The following is a 15,179-nucleotide window of genomic DNA, read 5'->3' as shown; positions in this document are numbered from 1 at the left end:
GCCGATTCAACCACGGAGCCACGACGTTCATGTCTTTTCCCCTCGAACCGGATGTGCCGGCATCGCGTGACGCCGCGCAGGCGCGCGAGGTCGCGCCGCCGCAGTTCGGCGTCGACGGCGAACAGGCCGAACGCGACTGGCCGCTGATGACGCACGACGAAGTCGCGGCCGTGCTCGCGCGGATCGATGGCGCCGGCGCGCCCGCGCGCCTCACGTGGCACAGCCCGCGGCCGTTCTCGGCGGCCGTGCTGGTGCGCACGACCGACGAGCGCGCGCTGTTCGTCAAGCGTCATCATGCGAGCCTGCGCGACGTCGCGGGGCTCGAGGAAGAGCATCGCTTCATCGCGCATCTGCGCGCACACGGCGTGCCGGTGGCGGACGTGCTCGCCGGTCGCGACGGCGCAACCGCGTTCGCATCCGGCGACTGGACGTATGAAGTGCACGTGGTCGCGCCGGGTGTCGACGCGTATCGCGGCGTGATGTCGTGGAAGCCGTTCACGCATCCTTCGCATGCGTATGCGGCCGGCCGCGCGCTCGCCGGGCTGCATCGCGCGTCGGCCGGCTACGATGCGCCGGCGCGGCCGGTTCGCCCGCTGCTGTCGAGTTTTCGCGTGTTGTCATCGAGCGATCTTGTCGGTGCGCTCGAACGCTGGGTCACGGCGCAACCGTTGCTCGTCAGGGCGCTCGGCGCACGCGACTGGCGTGGCGACGTGGCCGACGCGATCGGCCCGTATCACGCGCGCCTCGTGCCGCTGCTGCCTGCGTTGCCGCCGCTGTGGACGCATGGCGACTGGCATGCGTCGAACCTGCTGTGGACCGACGCCGGGCCCGGCGCGCAGGTGCGGACCGTGCTCGACTTCGGCTTGTCGGATCGTACTTGCGCCGTGATGGACCTCGCGCTCGCGATCGAGCGCAACACGGTCGACTGGATGGCGCCGGCCGATGCACGGCGCATCGAATACGAGCAGATCGACGCATTGCTCGACGGCTACGAATCGCTCGAACCGCTGAGCGACGACGCATATGCGGCGCTGGTCGCGCTGCTGCCGATCGTACATACGGAGTTCGCGCTGTCGGAAGTCGCGTATTTCGGTTGTATCGTCAACGCGCCCGATATCGTCGACGTGGCGTACGACGGTTATCTGATCGGGCACGCGAGGTGGTTCGGCGAACGCGACGGGCGGCAGTTGCTGGACTGGCTCGTGCAGCGGCGGCGGGGAAAGCAGCACGTCACCTGATTCGCGCGCGGGGCGTATGGCCCGCGCGTGTCGCATTTCCGAACGTCTGCATTCTTTCGTGCGGCCATCGTGCCGCGCGCTCACCGCATCTTCCTGATCGTCGAGAGGGGACGCCGTCCCCGCAGGGCACCGCACGTCTGCGTACGGTTGCGCCCAACATGACGGAAATATCATCTTCGCCTCATGTTCGCACTGCGGCCGGTCCGTAGCATCGGTCGCAAACCGTTACCGCAGAACCGAACATGTTCAAGCTCAACCTCGCCGTGGCCGCCGTCTTCGCGATGGCCGCGACGGCTCATGCGCAGCCATCGCTGTCGCCGGGGCCGGCCACGGCTCCGGCTGCTGCCGCCCCGATCGGCGCACCGCCATCCGGCGCACGTCCTGCGTCGTCATTGACGCTTGCCGACGCACTCGCCGTCGCCGCCCGCAACAACCCGGCACTGCGCGGCGCGCGCGCGGATGTCGATGCATCGGCCGGCGCACTGATGCAGGCCGGCGCGCGGCCCAACCCCGAAGTGTCGTTCCTGCAGGAAGGTTTCAGCCGAGCGGAACGCACGTCGACCGCGCTGATCAACCAGACGATCGAACTCGGCGGCAAGCGTCGCGCGCGGCTCGACGTCGCGTCGTACGGCAGCGAATCGGCCAGCGCGTCGCTCGACCAGCAGGGCGCGGCTGTGCGCGCCGACGTGATCGCAGCCTTCTACGGGCTGCTCGCCGCGCAGCGTCAGCTTCAGGTGACAGAGGAATCGGCCGCGATCGCCGCGCGCTCCGCGAATCTGGCGGCCCGTCGCGCGCAGGCCGGCAAGGTGTCGCCGGTCGAGGCGACCAAGGCCCGGGTGGCGGCGGCCGGCGTACAGATCGAAGTCGTGACCGCGCGCGGCCGTGTCGACGTTGCGCGCGAGAAGCTGAACGCGGTGATGGGCGAAGCGCGCAACGCCCCGCTTGCGGTGCTCGGCGACCTCGAAGCCGTACCGTCGGTCGAGCCGCTGTCCGCGCTGACCGCGCGGCTCGACGATGCACCGCTCGCGCGAATCGCGCGTGCCGAAATGCTGCGCTCGAACGCGGCCGTGTCGCTCGAACGCGCACGGCGCATTCCGGACGTGACGGTCAGCGCCGGCGTGAAGCGCGTGACCACCGGCGGTGTGCCGGACAACCAGGCGGTGGTCGGCGTGTCGATCCCGATTCCGCTGTTCAACACGAACCAGGGCGCGCTGCTCGAGGCGATGCACAAGGCCACGCGCGCGAACGCCGATCTCGACCGCGAACGCACACGTCTGCGGCTCGAACTGACGCAGGCATACGCGAATTTCGAGGCCGCCGATCAGGAAGCGCAGCGGTTGAAGTCCGACATCCTGCCAGCCGCGCGCGTCGCGCTCGACGCGATGTCGCGCGGCTACGAACTCGGCAAGTTCAGCTTCCTCGACGTGCTCGACGCGCAGCGCACGCTGTTCCAGGGGCAGTCGCAATACGTCCGTGCGCTCGCCGACGCGCATACGGCCCGTGCCGATATCGGCCGGCTCGTCGGCACGCCGCTCGCGGTCCGCGCGCAATGAGCGCCCCTCTTGACTGAAGGATCATCATGTCACGCAGCAGAATCTTCATCATTGCGGCAGCCGTGCTCGGCGGCGCAGGAATCGTGATCGGCGCGCTCGCCGTCGCGCGGGGCGGGAGCGGCGCATCGGCGCCGACGGCCGCCGAATCCGCCCAGGCGGCCGACGGCGCCGGCGCGCACGGCGGTGTCGTGCTCAAGCGCGGCAAGCTGTCCGTCGAGATCGTGATGACGGAAAAGCCCGGCGATGCGCGGCTCGTCGTCTATCCGTTCGTCGACGGCAAGCCCGCGACCCACGGCGTGACCGTGTCCGGCACGCTGGTGCGGTACGACCGCACGCACGAGCCGCTGCGGTTCGACGCGGCCGGCCAGAAGTTCGTGTCCGCGCAGTCGATCGCGAAGCCGCACGTATTCGATGCGACGATCGACGTGAAGGCCGGCAACGACGCCGCATCGTTCCCGTTCGCGCGCGCCGACGGCGCGGTCGTGCTGACCGACGCGCAACTGGCGACGTCGAAGATCGCGCTCGCGAAGGCCGGCCCCGCGCAGATCGCGACGCCGTTCCAGTTGCCGGGCGAGATCAAGTTCAACGAGGATCGCACCGCGCACGTGGTGCCGCGCGTGGCCGGCATCGTCGAACAGGTATCGGTGTCGCTCGGGCAGAACGTCGCGAAGGGGCAGGTGCTTGCCGTGATCGCGAGCACCGATCTGGCGGACCGCCGAAGCGAACTGCTGACGGCCGAGCGCCGGTTATCGGGTGCGCGCGCAACCTACGAGCGTGAACGCACGCTGTGGCAGGAGCGCATCTCGGCCGAACAGGATTATCAGCAGGCGCAGGTGCAGTTGCGCGAGGCCGAGATCGCCGTGCAGAACGCGCGACAGAAGCTCGCCGCGCTGAACGCGCCGGCGGGCGCGGGCGCGCTGAACCGGTATGAACTGCGTGCGCCGTTCGCCGGCACGATCGTCGAGAAGCATGCGACGCCCGGCGAGGCGATCGCCGCCGATGCGAGCATGTTCGTGATCTCCGACCTGTCGACCGTGTGGGCCGAGATGGCCGTGCCGGCGCAGCGGCTGAACGACGTGCGCGTGGGCCGCGATGCGACCGTCAGCGCGACCGCGTTCGAATCGCGTTCGAGCGGCCCGATCGCGTATGTGGGTGCGCTGCTCGGCGAGCAGACGCGCACCGCGCCGGCGCGCGTCGTGCTGCCGAACCCCGACGGCGTGTGGCGCCCGGGGATGTTCGTGAACGTGTCGGTCGACGCGGGCCGCCAGGGCGTGCCGCTCGCGGTCGCGAGCGACGCGCTGCAGGACGTCGACGGCGCGCCGTCGGTGTTCGTGCGTTCGCCGAAGGGTTTCGTCGCACAGGCCGTCGAAACGGGGCGGCGCGACGAACGCGCGACCGAAGTGCTGAAGGGGCTCGAGCCGGGCCAGGAATACGCGGCGACGAACAGCTTCGTGTTGAAGGCCGAACTCGGCAAGGGGAGCGCGGAACATGAATGAGCAGCAATACGCGTGCGCCGTGGCGCGACTGGCGGCCCGATATGCGGCGCGCTTTCCGATCCGCCGCCTGACCGGCCGCGCAGCGCGTCCGGCGCGTGCGACCGTGCCCCGTTTCAAGGAATCCCGACATGTTTGAGCGCCTGATCCGCTTTGCGATCGCGCACCGCTGGCTCGTGATGCTGGCGATCGCGGCCGTGGCCGCGCTGGGCGTGTTCAGCTACCAGCGGCTGCCGATCGACGCGGTGCCCGACATCACGAACGTGCAGGTGCAGATCAACACGTCCGCGCCCGGCTACTCGCCGCTCGAGGCCGAGCAGCGCATCACCTATCCGGTCGAGACCGCGATGGCCGGGCTGCCCGGGCTCGAACAGACGCGTTCGATCTCGCGCTACGGGCTGTCGCAGGTCACCGTGATCTTCAAGGACGGCACCGACATCTACTTCGCGCGGCAACTCGTCAACGAGCGCATCCAGGAAGCGAAGGACAAGCTGCCGGCCGGCGTCGCGCCCGCGATGGGCCCGACGTCGACGGGCCTCGGCGAGATCTACCTGTGGACTGTCGAAGCCGACGCCAATGCGCGCAAGCCCGACGGCACGCGCTACACGGCGGCCGACCTGCGCGAGCTGCAGGACTGGGTCGTGCGGCCGCAACTGCGCAACGTGCGCGGCGTGACCGAGGTCAACTCGATCGGCGGCTACGTGAAGGAGTATCGCGTCGCGCCGAATCCGGCGAAGCTGATGTCGTACGGGCTGACGCTCGCCGACGTCGTGCGGGCGCTCGAGCGCAACAACGACAACGTCGGTGCCGGCTACATCGAAAAGCGCGGCGAGCAGTATCTCGTGCGCGTGCCGGGCCAGGCGCGCACCGTCGACGACATCGCGAACGTCGTGCTGACCAACGTCGGCGGCGTGCCGGTGCGGATGAAGGACGTCGGCGTCGTCGACGTCGGCCGCGAACTGCGCACCGGCGCCGCGACGTCGAACGGCGAGGAAGTCGTGCTCGGCACGGTGTTCATGTTGATGGGCGAGAACAGCCGGACGGTGTCGAAGGCCGTCGCCGCGAAGATGGAGGACGTGAACCGCACGCTGCCGGCCGGCGTGAAGGCGATTCCGGTGTACGACCGCACGGTGCTCGTCGAGAAGGCCGTCGCGACCGTGAAGAAGAACCTGCTCGAGGGCGCGGTGCTCGTGATCGCCGTGCTGTTCCTGTTCCTCGGCAACATCCGCGCGGCGCTGATCACCGCGCTCGTGATTCCGCTGTCGATGCTGATGACCTTCACGGGGATGGTCAACGCGAAGGTGAGCGCGAACCTGATGAGCCTCGGCGCGCTCGACTTCGGGATCATCGTCGACGGCGCGGTGGTGATCGTCGAGAACTGCGTGCGGCGGCTCGCGCATGCGCAGGCGGCGGCCGGGCGGCCGCTCACGCGCGACGAGCGCTTCGCCGAAGTGTTCGGCGCATCGCAGGAGGCGCGCCGCGCGCTGATCTTCGGGCAACTGATCATCATGGTCGTGTACCTGCCGATCTTTGCGCTGACCGGCGTCGAGGGCAAGATGTTCCATCCGATGGCGATCACGGTCGTGATGGCGCTCGCTGCCGCGATGGTGCTCACCGTCACGTTCATTCCGGCAGCCGTCGCGCTATTCATCGGCGAGCGGGTCGAGGAGAAGGAGAACCGGCTGATGCGCTGGGCGCGGCGTGCGTACGAACCGGTGCTCGCCGGTTTCATGACGCGCCCGGCACGCGTGATGATCGGGGCGGGCGCGATCGTGCTCGCCACGCTCGGACTCGCCACGCGGCTCGGCAGCGAGTTCATCCCGAGCCTCAACGAAGGCGACCTGGCCGTTGCCGCATTGCGAATTCCCGGCACGAGCCTGTCGCAGTCGGTCGAGATGCAGAAGTCGATCGAGAAGACGCTGAAGGCGCGCTTCCCCGAGATCGAGCGCGTGTTCGCGCGCACCGGCACGGCCGAGATCGCGGCCGACCCGATGCCGCCGAACCTGTCGGACGGCTACATCATGCTGAAGCCGGCCGACACGTGGCCCGACCCGAAAAAGCCGCGCGAGCAGCTCGTGAGCGAGATCGAGGAAGCGCTCGCCGAGCTGCCGGGTAACGCCTACGAGTTCTCGCAGCCGATCCAGCTGCGCTTCAACGAACTGATCTCGGGCGTGCGCAGCGACGTCGCCGTGAAGATCTTCGGCGACGACATGGCTGTGCTGAACCAGACCGGCGAACAGATCGCGGCCGCGTTGCGGAAGGTGCCGGGTGCGTCGGAGGTGAAGGTCGAGCAGACCACGGGCCTGCCGGTGCTGACCGTCAACCTCGACCGCGACAAGCTCGCGCGCTACGGCGTGAGCGTCGCCGACCTGCAGGATTCGGTGGCCGCGGCCGTCGGCGGGCAGAAGGCCGGTACGCTGTTCCAGGGCGATCGCCGCTTCGACATCGTCGTGCGGTTGCCCGACGAGCTGCGCACCGACATCGAGGCGATCAAGCGGCTGCCGATCGCGCTGCCCGCGCCGACGGCCGGCGCCGGCGCGCCGCTCGCGGCGGCGCCGTACGTGCCGCTCGCGGAGCTCGCGACGATCGACGTGGCGCCCGGCCCGAACCAGATCAGCCGCGAGGACGGCAAGCGGCGGGTGGTCGTCAGCGCGAACGTGCGCGGGCGCGACGTCGGCTCGTTCGTCGCCGATGCGCGCGAGCAGTTGCAGCAGGACGTGCGCGTGCCGGCCGGCTACTGGGTGTCGTGGGGCGGGCAGTTCGAGCAGTTGCAAAGCGCGAGCGAGCGCCTGAAGCTCGTCGTGCCGCTCGCGCTGTTCATGGTGTTCGTGCTGCTGTTCGTGATGTTCAACAACGTGAAGGACGGCTTGCTCGTATTCACCGGCATTCCGTTCGCGCTGAGCGGCGGCGTCGTGTCGCTGTGGCTGCGCGGGATTCCGCTGTCGATCACGGCGGCGGTCGGCTTCATCGCGCTGTCCGGCGTGGCCGTGCTCAACGGTCTCGTGATGATCTCGTTCATCCGCAACCTGCGCGACGAAGGGATGCCGCTCGACGCCGCGGTGCGCGGCGGCGCGCTCACGCGGCTGCGGCCCGTGCTGATGACCGCGCTGGTCGCGTCGCTCGGCTTCCTGCCGATGGCGTTCGCGACCGGCACCGGCGCCGAGGTGCAGCGCCCGCTCGCGACGGTCGTGATCGGCGGTATCCTGTCGTCCACCGCGCTGACGCTGCTGGTGCTGCCGGTGCTGTACCGTGTCAGCCACGCGGTGTCGTGGCGCGCGGCGTTGCGCGGCGGGTTCGGCGCGGGCATGATGCGCCGGCTGCGTTTCTTCAAGGGTAATGCGTGATGCGAATTCTGATTGTCGAGGATGAACCGAAGACGGGCGCGTATCTGCGCAAGGGGTTGACCGAGGCCGGCTACGTCGTCGACTGGGTCGAGGACGGCATCACGGGCCAGCATCAGGCCGAAACGGAGGAGTACGACCTGCTCGTGCTCGACGTGATGCTGCCCGGGCAGGACGGCTGGACATTGCTGCAGAACCTGCGGCGCAGCAAGTCGACGCCCGTGCTGTTCCTCACCGCGCGCGACGACGTCGGCGATCGCGTGAAGGGGCTCGAGCTCGGCGCGGACGACTATCTCGCGAAGCCGTTCGACTTCGTCGAGCTGACCGCGCGCATCAAGTCGATCCTGCGGCGCGGCCAGCCGCGCGATTCGAACACGCTGCGCGTGGCCGATCTCGAACTCGACCTGACGCGCCGCAAGGCCACGCGGCAGGGCGACACGATCCTGCTGACCGCGAAGGAGTTCGCGCTGCTGTGGCTGCTGATGCGCCGCGAAGGCGAGATCCTGCCGCGCGCGACGATCGCGTCGCAGGTGTGGGACATGAACTTCAACAGCGACACGAACGTCGTCGATTCGGCGATCCGCCGGCTGCGATCGAAGATCGACGACGCGTACGAACCGAAGCTGATCCACACGGTGCGCGGGATGGGCTACGTGCTCGAAGCGCGCGGCGGCGCGGCCGCATGATCGCGCGCCTGCTGCCGCGGACGCTGCGCGGCCGGCTGACCGCGCTGATCATCCTGTCGACGTCGGTCATCCTCGCGTCGAGCGGCGTCGCACTGTACGAAGCGCTGAGCAACCGCGTCGAAACGACGGCAGCCGAGCAGATGGCCGGCATTTCGGCCGCATTGGGGGCGCACCTGGCCGAGGCGCGCACGACGGCCGACGTCGCGCGCGACACCGACATCTGGATCGACCAGTTGCACGGTCACCCGAACATGGACCTCGCGATCTTCGATGCCGGCGGCGCGCGCGTCGTCGGCACGCCCCGCTTTCGCCCGTACGCGCCGCTGCTGTCGATGAACACCGGGCGCGTGCCGGTCGGCGTCGCGCCGCCGGGCGCACGGCACCAGTACCTGCTGACGGCCGTCCCGCTCGCCGGCGCGGGTGCGCCCGTGGTGCGCGTCGCCGTGCAGTACGATCGCAGCGCCGACGTGCTGCTGTTGCGCACGCATGCTTATACGATCGTCGTGATCGAGGTGTTCGGCGTGGTGCTCGCGGCCGCGATCGCGTACGGCATTGCGGCGCTCGGGCTGAGCCCGCTGCGGCGGTTCGCGGCGCGTGCCGAGCAAATGTCGACGAGCCGGCTCGCGCATCCGCTGCCGGAACTCGATACGTCGGGCGAGCTGAAGGAGCTCGAACATGCGTTCAACGGGATGCTCGAACGGCTGAACGAATCGTTCACGCGGCTGAGCCAGTTCTCGTCGAATCTCGCGCACGACATGCGCACGCCGCTCACGAACCTGCAGGCGGCCGCGCAGGTCGTGCTGTCGCAACCGCGCGGCGCGGACGAATACCGGAGCGTGATCGAGTCGAGCATCGACGAATACCAGCGATTGTCGCGGATGATCGAGGACATGCTGTTTCTCGCGCGTTCGGAACAGGCCGGCACGTCGATCAGTGTGCGGCGGCTGAATGCGGCGGAGGAGGCGGAGCGGGTGGCCGGCTATTACGAGCCGCTGGCGGAAGATGAAGGCGTGACCGTGAAGGTCGACGGCCACGCGTGGGTCGATGCGGATCTGACGCTGTACCAGCGTGCGTTGAGCAATCTGCTGTCGAATGCGCTGACGTACGCGCCGCGCGGCAGCGTCGTGACGATCGATTGCGTCGAGCAGGGCGGCGCGACGACGATCGCCGTGTCCGATACGGGGCCCGGCATCGCCGCGGAGCATGTCGGGCGGATTTTCGAGCGCTTCTATCGCGTCGATCCGTCGCGGCACAATTCGGCGTCGGGCACGGGGCTGGGCCTCGCGATCGTCCGGTCGATCATGGACAACCACGGCGGCGAATGCGGCGTCGACAGCGAGCCGGGCCGCCGCACGACCTTCTGGCTGCGCTTTCCGCGAAGGCCGGCCGAACCGGAACGGCCGGCCGCCACTCGCACCTGACGGCGCGGGCGGCCACGCCCGCGCGTTCGCGGTGAGGCTGCCGCGCGCTGCGCGCTGCCGGCGCCCGTGCGGCCGCGCATCATTGCTTCGCGGCCAGGCTGTCGTGGTTGTCGGTCTGCGGCTTCTGCTCGCCGCCATGCACCGAGATCTCGTGTAGCTCCTTGTTGCGCGCGATGAGCTCGCCGGTCGGCGGGTACTGCGTCTTGCTGATCGGCACGATGCCGTCGTGCTGCGCCTGCTTCAGTTCATTGACGACCTGCGTGCGGGTCTTGCCCTGCGTTTGCGTTTGGGCGACCGCGGCGTGCGTGGCCATGCCGAGCGACAGCGTGGCGACGACGAACCATGCTGCGAGGTTTGCGCTTTTCATTGAATGCTCTCCTAGATCAGGGCCGCCGGGGTGGCGAACCATGGACCCAGTATGCGAAAGCAGCCATGCGTGATCGTGATCGCGAGATGAAAAATGCGTCAGATTGCGGGGCGCGAGCGGGCCCCGTGTGGACACACCCGACATGACGCAACCGTCATGTTCGCGTCATGGGTGCGATGAGCGGGAAGCGGAACATGAAGTCTGCCGTTGGCCGAGCGTGCCGGCGGCGTGCATGCCGGTCGCGATAGCGGCATCGATCGCGGGCGGCGCCGTTCAGCTCTTCATTCCGGACCGAAAATTGCATCATCCCGTCATTCGCCTCGCCTTGACCGCAGCCTTGATCGTCCCGTTGTTCGCGGGCTGTGCGCCGACACGTTCCGACACTGCGACCACTGCCGCCGCAGTCGGCCGCAAACCCGTGCCGTCCGGCCTGATGCCCGGCGAGCAGGTCGACTATGCCGGGCATCGCTGCGGCAATCCGAACCTGTATGTGAAAACGCATCCGTGCGTGTACCCGCAGCGCAATTCGGTGCGGTGAGTGTCGGACACGCGTAAAAAAACGGCCCGACACTCGACGAGCCCGGGCCTAATGCGTGATCGTGCCGTGCGGCAGCGACCCGCTGCGTGGGTGGGAACGGGCAGGGCCCGTGACGCGTTCGATGGTAGCGACGCGGCGCATCGCGAACCTGATCGCAACATGACATTTTTGTCAGCCGGCGCTGCGCCGGCCACCGCACTCCATACGAAGAGGAGCATACGATGCGTACTATCGCAAAAGGGATCGTGCTGGCGGCGTGTCTGATGTCGACGGCGGCAATGGCCGCAGGCTGGCCGGAACGTGCGCTGTCGCACGCATCGGCGCACGACATTGGCAGTCGCGTGAACGAGCGGATGCGCTGCGAGTTGGCCGCCGTGCCGGCTGGCGCGTGGACCGCGACATTCGCGCGCGGGCAATGCGAAGTCGCCAGCGGCCGGCTGACGTTCGTGCCGGCCGATGCCGGCGACGCGCCGACCGTCGCGGAGAAACGGATCGTGCTCGGCGACGTCCGTAGCGCGTCGCATCAGTCGCGCAAGCTCAAGGAACAACTGCAACTGACGACGCGCGACGAAGTGATCGCGCTGAACGTGCTGACCGACGACGGCAGCCGCAAGTCGCGCGAACATGCGATCGACCTGTGGACCGCGCTGCGCAACGAGGGCGTCACGCCGGTCAACGGCACACGTATCGTCGATACCTATCCGACCGGCGCGACGACGTGGTAACCGTCGCGCCATCGCACGCGGCTTACCCGGCCTTCACCGATCCTTCGATCAGGAAGAACACGATGAACCCGATGAAGAACGAAGCCGTCGCGAACGGCGTTTCGGGCACCTCGTGCGCTTCGACCAGCAGTTCTTCGGTGACGAGGTACAGCAGCGCGACGGTACCCAGCCCCAGAAGGGCAGCATAGATATTCGCGGGCAGTCCGGCGAACGCCGCATTGCCGGCAACGGCCGCGACGCTCAGCAGCGCCGCGAGCACGACCGGTACGACGATCGACAGCATGCGGCCGATGCCGGCCGCGGCCAAGGCCGCGCTGACCGACAGCGCGAGGAACAGCACCTCGAGCGTCAGCGCGACGGTCAGGATGATCCCGCTTTCATCGCTCGCGGAAAACGCGATGCCGAGCACGAGGCCGTCGACGACGAGGTCGATCGCGGTGACGATGATCAGGCTCGCCGGCAAGCGCGCTTCCTCGAAACGTGTCTCGATCGCGCCCGACAGCGCGCGGATCGCGAGCATCAGCGCGATGCCGAGCACGAAACCGACGACGACCGGAAACAGCGCATGCGCGCGGTCCTGCGGCAGCAGTTCGAGCGCGGCGGCCGCGAACACGATGCCGCCGGTGAAATGCTGAATCGAGCTCGACGTTTTCGGGCCGGGAGCGCGCCACGCGGCCGCGAGGGCGCCGAAACAGGCCGCCAGCACGGGCGGTAACGTGAGCAGCGCAAGCTTCGCGGTCGGTGTCATGGGGCCTCTTGGCGGTTGGCGTGTCGCAGCGCAGGGGGCGTTGCACGATCGTACGCGCCGGGCGTCGCCCCGGCATCAACCGGGGATTGAACACCTTGAAGCCGCTCCAGGGTCAAGCGGTTCGATGCGGGCGCACCGGCAAGCCGGCGCGCCCGTTTCGCTCAAAGCTGCGCGAGCGCCTGGTCGAGATCGGCGAGCAGGTCGTCGATATGCTCGATGCCGATCGACAGCCGCACCGTTTCCTCCTTCACGCCGGCCTTCGCGAGTTCGGCCGGCGACAACTGACGGTGCGTCGTCGATGCCGGATGCGTCGCGAGCGACTTCGTGTCGCCGATGTTGACGAGCCGCGTGAACAGCTTCAGCGCATCCTGGAACTTCGCGCCGCCGTCGCGGCCGCCCTTCACGCCGAACGTCAGGATGCCCGGCGCACGGCCCGACAGGTAGCGGGCGACGAGCGGATGGTCGGGGTGATCGGGCAGGCCCGCATAATTCACCCATTCGACGTGTTCGTGGCGCGCGAGATGCTGCGCGACCTTCAGCGCGTTGTCGCTGATGCGCTCGACCCGCAGCGCGAGCGTCTCGATTCCCTGCAGGATCTGGAACGCATTGAATGGCGAGATCGCCGCGCCCATGTTGCGCAGCGGCACCACGCGGGCGCGGCCGATATACGCGGCCGGCCCGAACGCTTCGGTATAGACGACGCCGTGATAGCTGACGTCCGGCTCGTTGAGCCGCTTGAAGCGGTCCGCGTGCTCGGCCCACGGGAACTTGCCCGAATCGACGATCGCGCCGCCGAGGCTCGTGCCGTGCCCGCCGAGATACTTCGTCAGCGAATGCACGACGATGTCCGCGCCGTGCTGGAACGGGCGCAGCAGGTACGGCGACGGCACCGTGTTGTCGACGATCAGCGGGATGCCGTGGCGATGCGCGACCTCGGCGAGCGCGGCGATGTCGGTGACGTTGCCGAGCGGGTTGCCGACCGATTCCGCGAAGATCGCCTTCGTGCGCGCGTCGATCAGCGGCTCGAACGACGCGGGGTCGCGCGGGTCGGCGAAGCGCGTGGTGATTCCGTATTGCGGCAGCGTGTGCGCGAACAGGTTGTAGGTGCCGCCGTACAGCGAACTCGCGGACACGATGTTGTCGCCCGCTTCGGCGATCGTCTGGATCGCGTACGTGACGGCGGATTGCCCCGACGCGAGCGCGAGCGCGCCGATACCGCCCTCGAGCGCGGCGATCCGCTGCTCGAGCACGTCCGTCGTCGGGTTCATGATCCGCGTGTAGATGTTGCCCTGGACCTTCAGGTCGAACAGGTCGGCGCCGTGCTGCGTGTCGTCGAATGCGTACGCAACGGTCTGGTAGATCGGGACGGCGACCGCGCGCGTGGTCGGGTCGGGACGATAACCGCCGTGCACGGCGATGGTTTCGAGACGCCAGTTCGATACGGCCTGATCGGTCATGGGTGCTCCTTCTGTTGTTGTGATGGTCGAGCGATTATAGGAGCACGTACGCGGCAACCCTTAGAACGAATGGTTTGTTGCTTATGGCGGGGCGGTGCATAAAATGCCTTCTTCCGCGCACAAGGGATACGTGATGAATCAGGATCATTGGAACCAGTTGGATGCTTACTTCTCGGCAACGCTCGTGCCGTCGATTTCGATCGTCGGCGCCGCGTGACATGACGCCGGTACGCCCGTGCGGGCGTACCGCATGCTAGCTCTCGTCGGGATTCGAGTCGCTGCACTGGTCGGGATCGTCGCGCAACAGGATGCGGCGGATGCGGCCGTTGTCGTAGAACGGCACGTCGGGGCAGAACTTCATGCCGGCGCGCGTTGACGTGCGTTTCCAAGCGACCTTTTCGGTACGCACGAGCGTCGGGGCGCTGCCCGCCGCGCCCGGTTTCCAGATGTCGATATACACGCGCGACATCTGCGGCGAATCGCCCACCTCGCAATCCTTCGGTGCACCGAGCGTCGAGCGCAGTCCGGCATCGGTCTGCTCGATGCGTTGCGGAAACTCGATGTAACCGTCGCCGTAGCCGGGTACGACGTAGCAATAGCGACGCGTATTCCCGTCGAGCACGGGCAGCAAGTAGCTGCTCGCCGAGTCGACCTCCTTCACGTCGTTGCCCTGCCAGCGGTACGTCGTCACGCCGTGCTCGCAGCAGCTCGCGCGCCAGTTCGTCCATATGATCCGGTGCACCGGATCGAAATCCGGCGACGTGATGTCTTGCAGTCCCTGCGGCGCATCGACGAAGCGCCGCGTCTTCGGGTTGAAGATCCACGTCTGGTACGGAATGTTCGGGCTCGCCCCCATCCCTTGCGCAAGCATCAGGTCGGGCCAGCCGTCGAAGTTCACGTCGGCGAATTCGGGCGTGGGCAGGCCGCAGGTGCCTTGCGAATCCGTCTGCAGTGTCTGCACGAGGCGGCCGCGGTCGTACAGGCGAATCGCGAAGACGTGCGGCGGGTCGTTGCACGAACTGCTGTCGTCCGGCAGCTTGTCGGCGACGAGGCGGACCTCGTAAGGGAACGGCCTGCCGTCCTGTTTCGGTGCGAGCGAGACGGGCAGCGTGCGCTTGCCGTCCGGCGATGCCCACGTGCCGGTCACGGCGTTGTCGAAGGATGCCGCGCGCCACGTACCCGTTACGCGATCGGCGTTGGCTTTCGCGCCGCTGTCGCGTTCCGAAAGCGTGACACCGTGCGCGTCGAGCGTTCCCTTCAACGCGAGCCGATAGCGTTTGTCGGACGTGCAGGGCGCGTAGCAGTACGAGCCCGATACCGTGTCGGCCACGCGCGACAGCGAGACTTCGACATGCCGGTTGCCGATCGTGCCGGTCCAGTTACGCGACCAGAACGGGATTTCGACTGAATCGCCGGTGCTTGCCGCGTTTGCTGGCGAGAAGGCGAACGCGGTGACTGCGGTGACGGTGACCAGCGCGAACGCACGCGCGCCACGCCAGCCGCGCGTGCGCCGCGTCGCGGTCGGGTTGCGCGACGCGTCGATGAACGGGAGATACATGGTACGGCCCCTCGGTTTGTTATCGGTTATGTCTGCCGGCGTGTTTCGGTGCGA

At 68.2% G+C, this 15,179-nt stretch carries 12 protein-coding genes; 8 read left to right on the top strand and 4 right to left on the bottom strand.

From position 1 onward, the window contains the following. Window positions 1–29 precede the first annotated feature (29 nt). From C5F75_RS27195 to C5F75_RS27170, 6 genes are all read left to right on the top strand, one after another. Entirely contained in the window at window positions 30–1,238 is a 1,209-nt protein-coding gene (locus C5F75_RS27195) for a phosphotransferase enzyme family protein (protein ID WP_104012985.1), read from the top strand. A 242-nt stretch (window positions 1,239–1,480) separates the two neighbouring features. Continuing rightward, window positions 1,481–2,791, top strand: a complete 1,311-nt coding sequence (locus C5F75_RS27190; RefSeq protein WP_104012984.1) for a TolC family protein — start codon at window positions 1,481–1,483, stop codon at window positions 2,789–2,791. Between the two features lie 26 nt (window positions 2,792–2,817). After that, complete coding sequence (locus C5F75_RS27185; RefSeq protein ID WP_181035480.1) at window positions 2,818–4,287, top strand: efflux RND transporter periplasmic adaptor subunit; 1,470 nt, start codon at window positions 2,818–2,820, stop codon at window positions 4,285–4,287. 128 nt (window positions 4,288–4,415) lie between these two features. Beyond that, on the top strand, window positions 4,416–7,628 hold the full coding sequence (locus C5F75_RS27180) for an efflux RND transporter permease subunit (protein WP_104012983.1): 3,213 nt from the start codon (window positions 4,416–4,418) through the stop codon (window positions 7,626–7,628). Continuing rightward, window positions 7,628–8,311 carry a heavy metal response regulator transcription factor IrlR gene (irlR, locus tag C5F75_RS27175; RefSeq protein ID WP_006490455.1) on the top strand — a complete coding sequence of 228 codons (684 nt, stop codon included), beginning with the start codon at window positions 7,628–7,630 and terminating at the stop codon, window positions 8,309–8,311. Before C5F75_RS27180 ends, irlR begins: the two co-directional genes overlap by 1 nt. Then, window positions 8,308–9,732: a heavy metal sensor histidine kinase gene (locus tag C5F75_RS27170; protein WP_104012982.1), complete on the top strand. Its 1,425-nt coding sequence runs from the start codon at window positions 8,308–8,310 to the stop codon at window positions 9,730–9,732. Before irlR ends, C5F75_RS27170 begins: the two co-directional genes overlap by 4 nt. Before the next feature lie 79 nt (window positions 9,733–9,811). Here C5F75_RS27170 and C5F75_RS27165 read toward each other — a convergent pair whose 3' ends face one another. Beyond that, complete coding sequence (locus C5F75_RS27165; RefSeq protein ID WP_104012981.1) at window positions 9,812–10,099, bottom strand: DUF4148 domain-containing protein; 288 nt, start codon at window positions 10,097–10,099, stop codon at window positions 9,812–9,814. Window positions 10,100–10,241: 142 nt separating this feature from the next. On the opposite strand from C5F75_RS27165, the gene C5F75_RS27160 reads away from it, so the two are divergent. Both C5F75_RS27160 and C5F75_RS27155 read left to right on the top strand, forming a co-directional pair. Next, window positions 10,242–10,637: a hypothetical protein gene (locus tag C5F75_RS27160; RefSeq protein WP_258048602.1), complete on the top strand. Its 396-nt coding sequence runs from the start codon at window positions 10,242–10,244 to the stop codon at window positions 10,635–10,637. A 221-nt stretch (window positions 10,638–10,858) separates the two neighbouring features. Beyond that, window positions 10,859–11,362, top strand: a complete 504-nt coding sequence (locus C5F75_RS27155; RefSeq protein ID WP_104012979.1) for a hypothetical protein — start codon at window positions 10,859–10,861, stop codon at window positions 11,360–11,362. Window positions 11,363–11,384: 22 nt separating this feature from the next. On the opposite strand, the gene C5F75_RS27150 is transcribed toward C5F75_RS27155, so the two are convergent. From C5F75_RS27150 to C5F75_RS27135, 3 genes are all read right to left on the bottom strand, one after another. Next, on the bottom strand, window positions 11,385–12,110 hold the full coding sequence (locus tag C5F75_RS27150) for a ZIP family metal transporter (protein ID WP_104012978.1): 726 nt from the start codon (window positions 12,108–12,110) through the stop codon (window positions 11,385–11,387). Between the two features lie 161 nt (window positions 12,111–12,271). Next, a complete protein-coding gene (locus tag C5F75_RS27145) occupies window positions 12,272–13,567 on the bottom strand; it encodes an O-acetylhomoserine aminocarboxypropyltransferase/cysteine synthase family protein (protein WP_104012977.1) in 1,296 nt (431 codons plus the stop codon). Window positions 13,568–13,820: 253 nt separating this feature from the next. Beyond that, window positions 13,821–15,125, bottom strand: a complete 1,305-nt coding sequence (locus C5F75_RS27135; protein ID WP_059580264.1) for an XAC2610-related protein — start codon at window positions 15,123–15,125, stop codon at window positions 13,821–13,823. Between the last annotated feature and the right edge of the window lie 54 nt (window positions 15,126–15,179).

The organism is Burkholderia anthinoferrum (assembly GCF_002925705.1).
In the GTDB taxonomy this organism is placed as follows: domain Bacteria; phylum Pseudomonadota; class Gammaproteobacteria; order Burkholderiales; family Burkholderiaceae; genus Burkholderia; species Burkholderia semiarida.
The sequence above is the reverse complement of the archived record's forward strand: the minus strand, read 5'-3'. Positions and strand labels throughout refer to the sequence as shown.

Coding starts and splice junctions, on each gene's coding strand:
- irlR (WP_006490455.1), top strand. CDS start 7,628: ATGCGAATTCTGATTGTCGAGGATGAACCGAAGACGGGCGCGTATCTG.
- C5F75_RS27180 (WP_104012983.1), top strand. CDS start 4,416: ATGTTTGAGCGCCTGATCCGCTTTGCGATCGCGCACCGCTGGCTCGTG.
- C5F75_RS27195 (WP_104012985.1), top strand. CDS start 30: ATGTCTTTTCCCCTCGAACCGGATGTGCCGGCATCGCGTGACGCCGCG.
- C5F75_RS27185 (WP_181035480.1), top strand. CDS start 2,818: ATGTCACGCAGCAGAATCTTCATCATTGCGGCAGCCGTGCTCGGCGGC.
- C5F75_RS27150 (WP_104012978.1), bottom strand. CDS start 12,110: ATGACACCGACCGCGAAGCTTGCGCTGCTCACGTTACCGCCCGTGCTG.
- C5F75_RS27170 (WP_104012982.1), top strand. CDS start 8,308: ATGATCGCGCGCCTGCTGCCGCGGACGCTGCGCGGCCGGCTGACCGCG.
- C5F75_RS27190 (WP_104012984.1), top strand. CDS start 1,481: ATGTTCAAGCTCAACCTCGCCGTGGCCGCCGTCTTCGCGATGGCCGCG.
- C5F75_RS27135 (WP_059580264.1), bottom strand. CDS start 15,125: ATGTATCTCCCGTTCATCGACGCGTCGCGCAACCCGACCGCGACGCGG.
- C5F75_RS27160 (WP_258048602.1), top strand. CDS start 10,242: ATGACGCAACCGTCATGTTCGCGTCATGGGTGCGATGAGCGGGAAGCG.
- C5F75_RS27165 (WP_104012981.1), bottom strand. CDS start 10,099: ATGAAAAGCGCAAACCTCGCAGCATGGTTCGTCGTCGCCACGCTGTCG.
- C5F75_RS27145 (WP_104012977.1), bottom strand. CDS start 13,567: ATGACCGATCAGGCCGTATCGAACTGGCGTCTCGAAACCATCGCCGTG.
- C5F75_RS27155 (WP_104012979.1), top strand. CDS start 10,859: ATGCGTACTATCGCAAAAGGGATCGTGCTGGCGGCGTGTCTGATGTCG.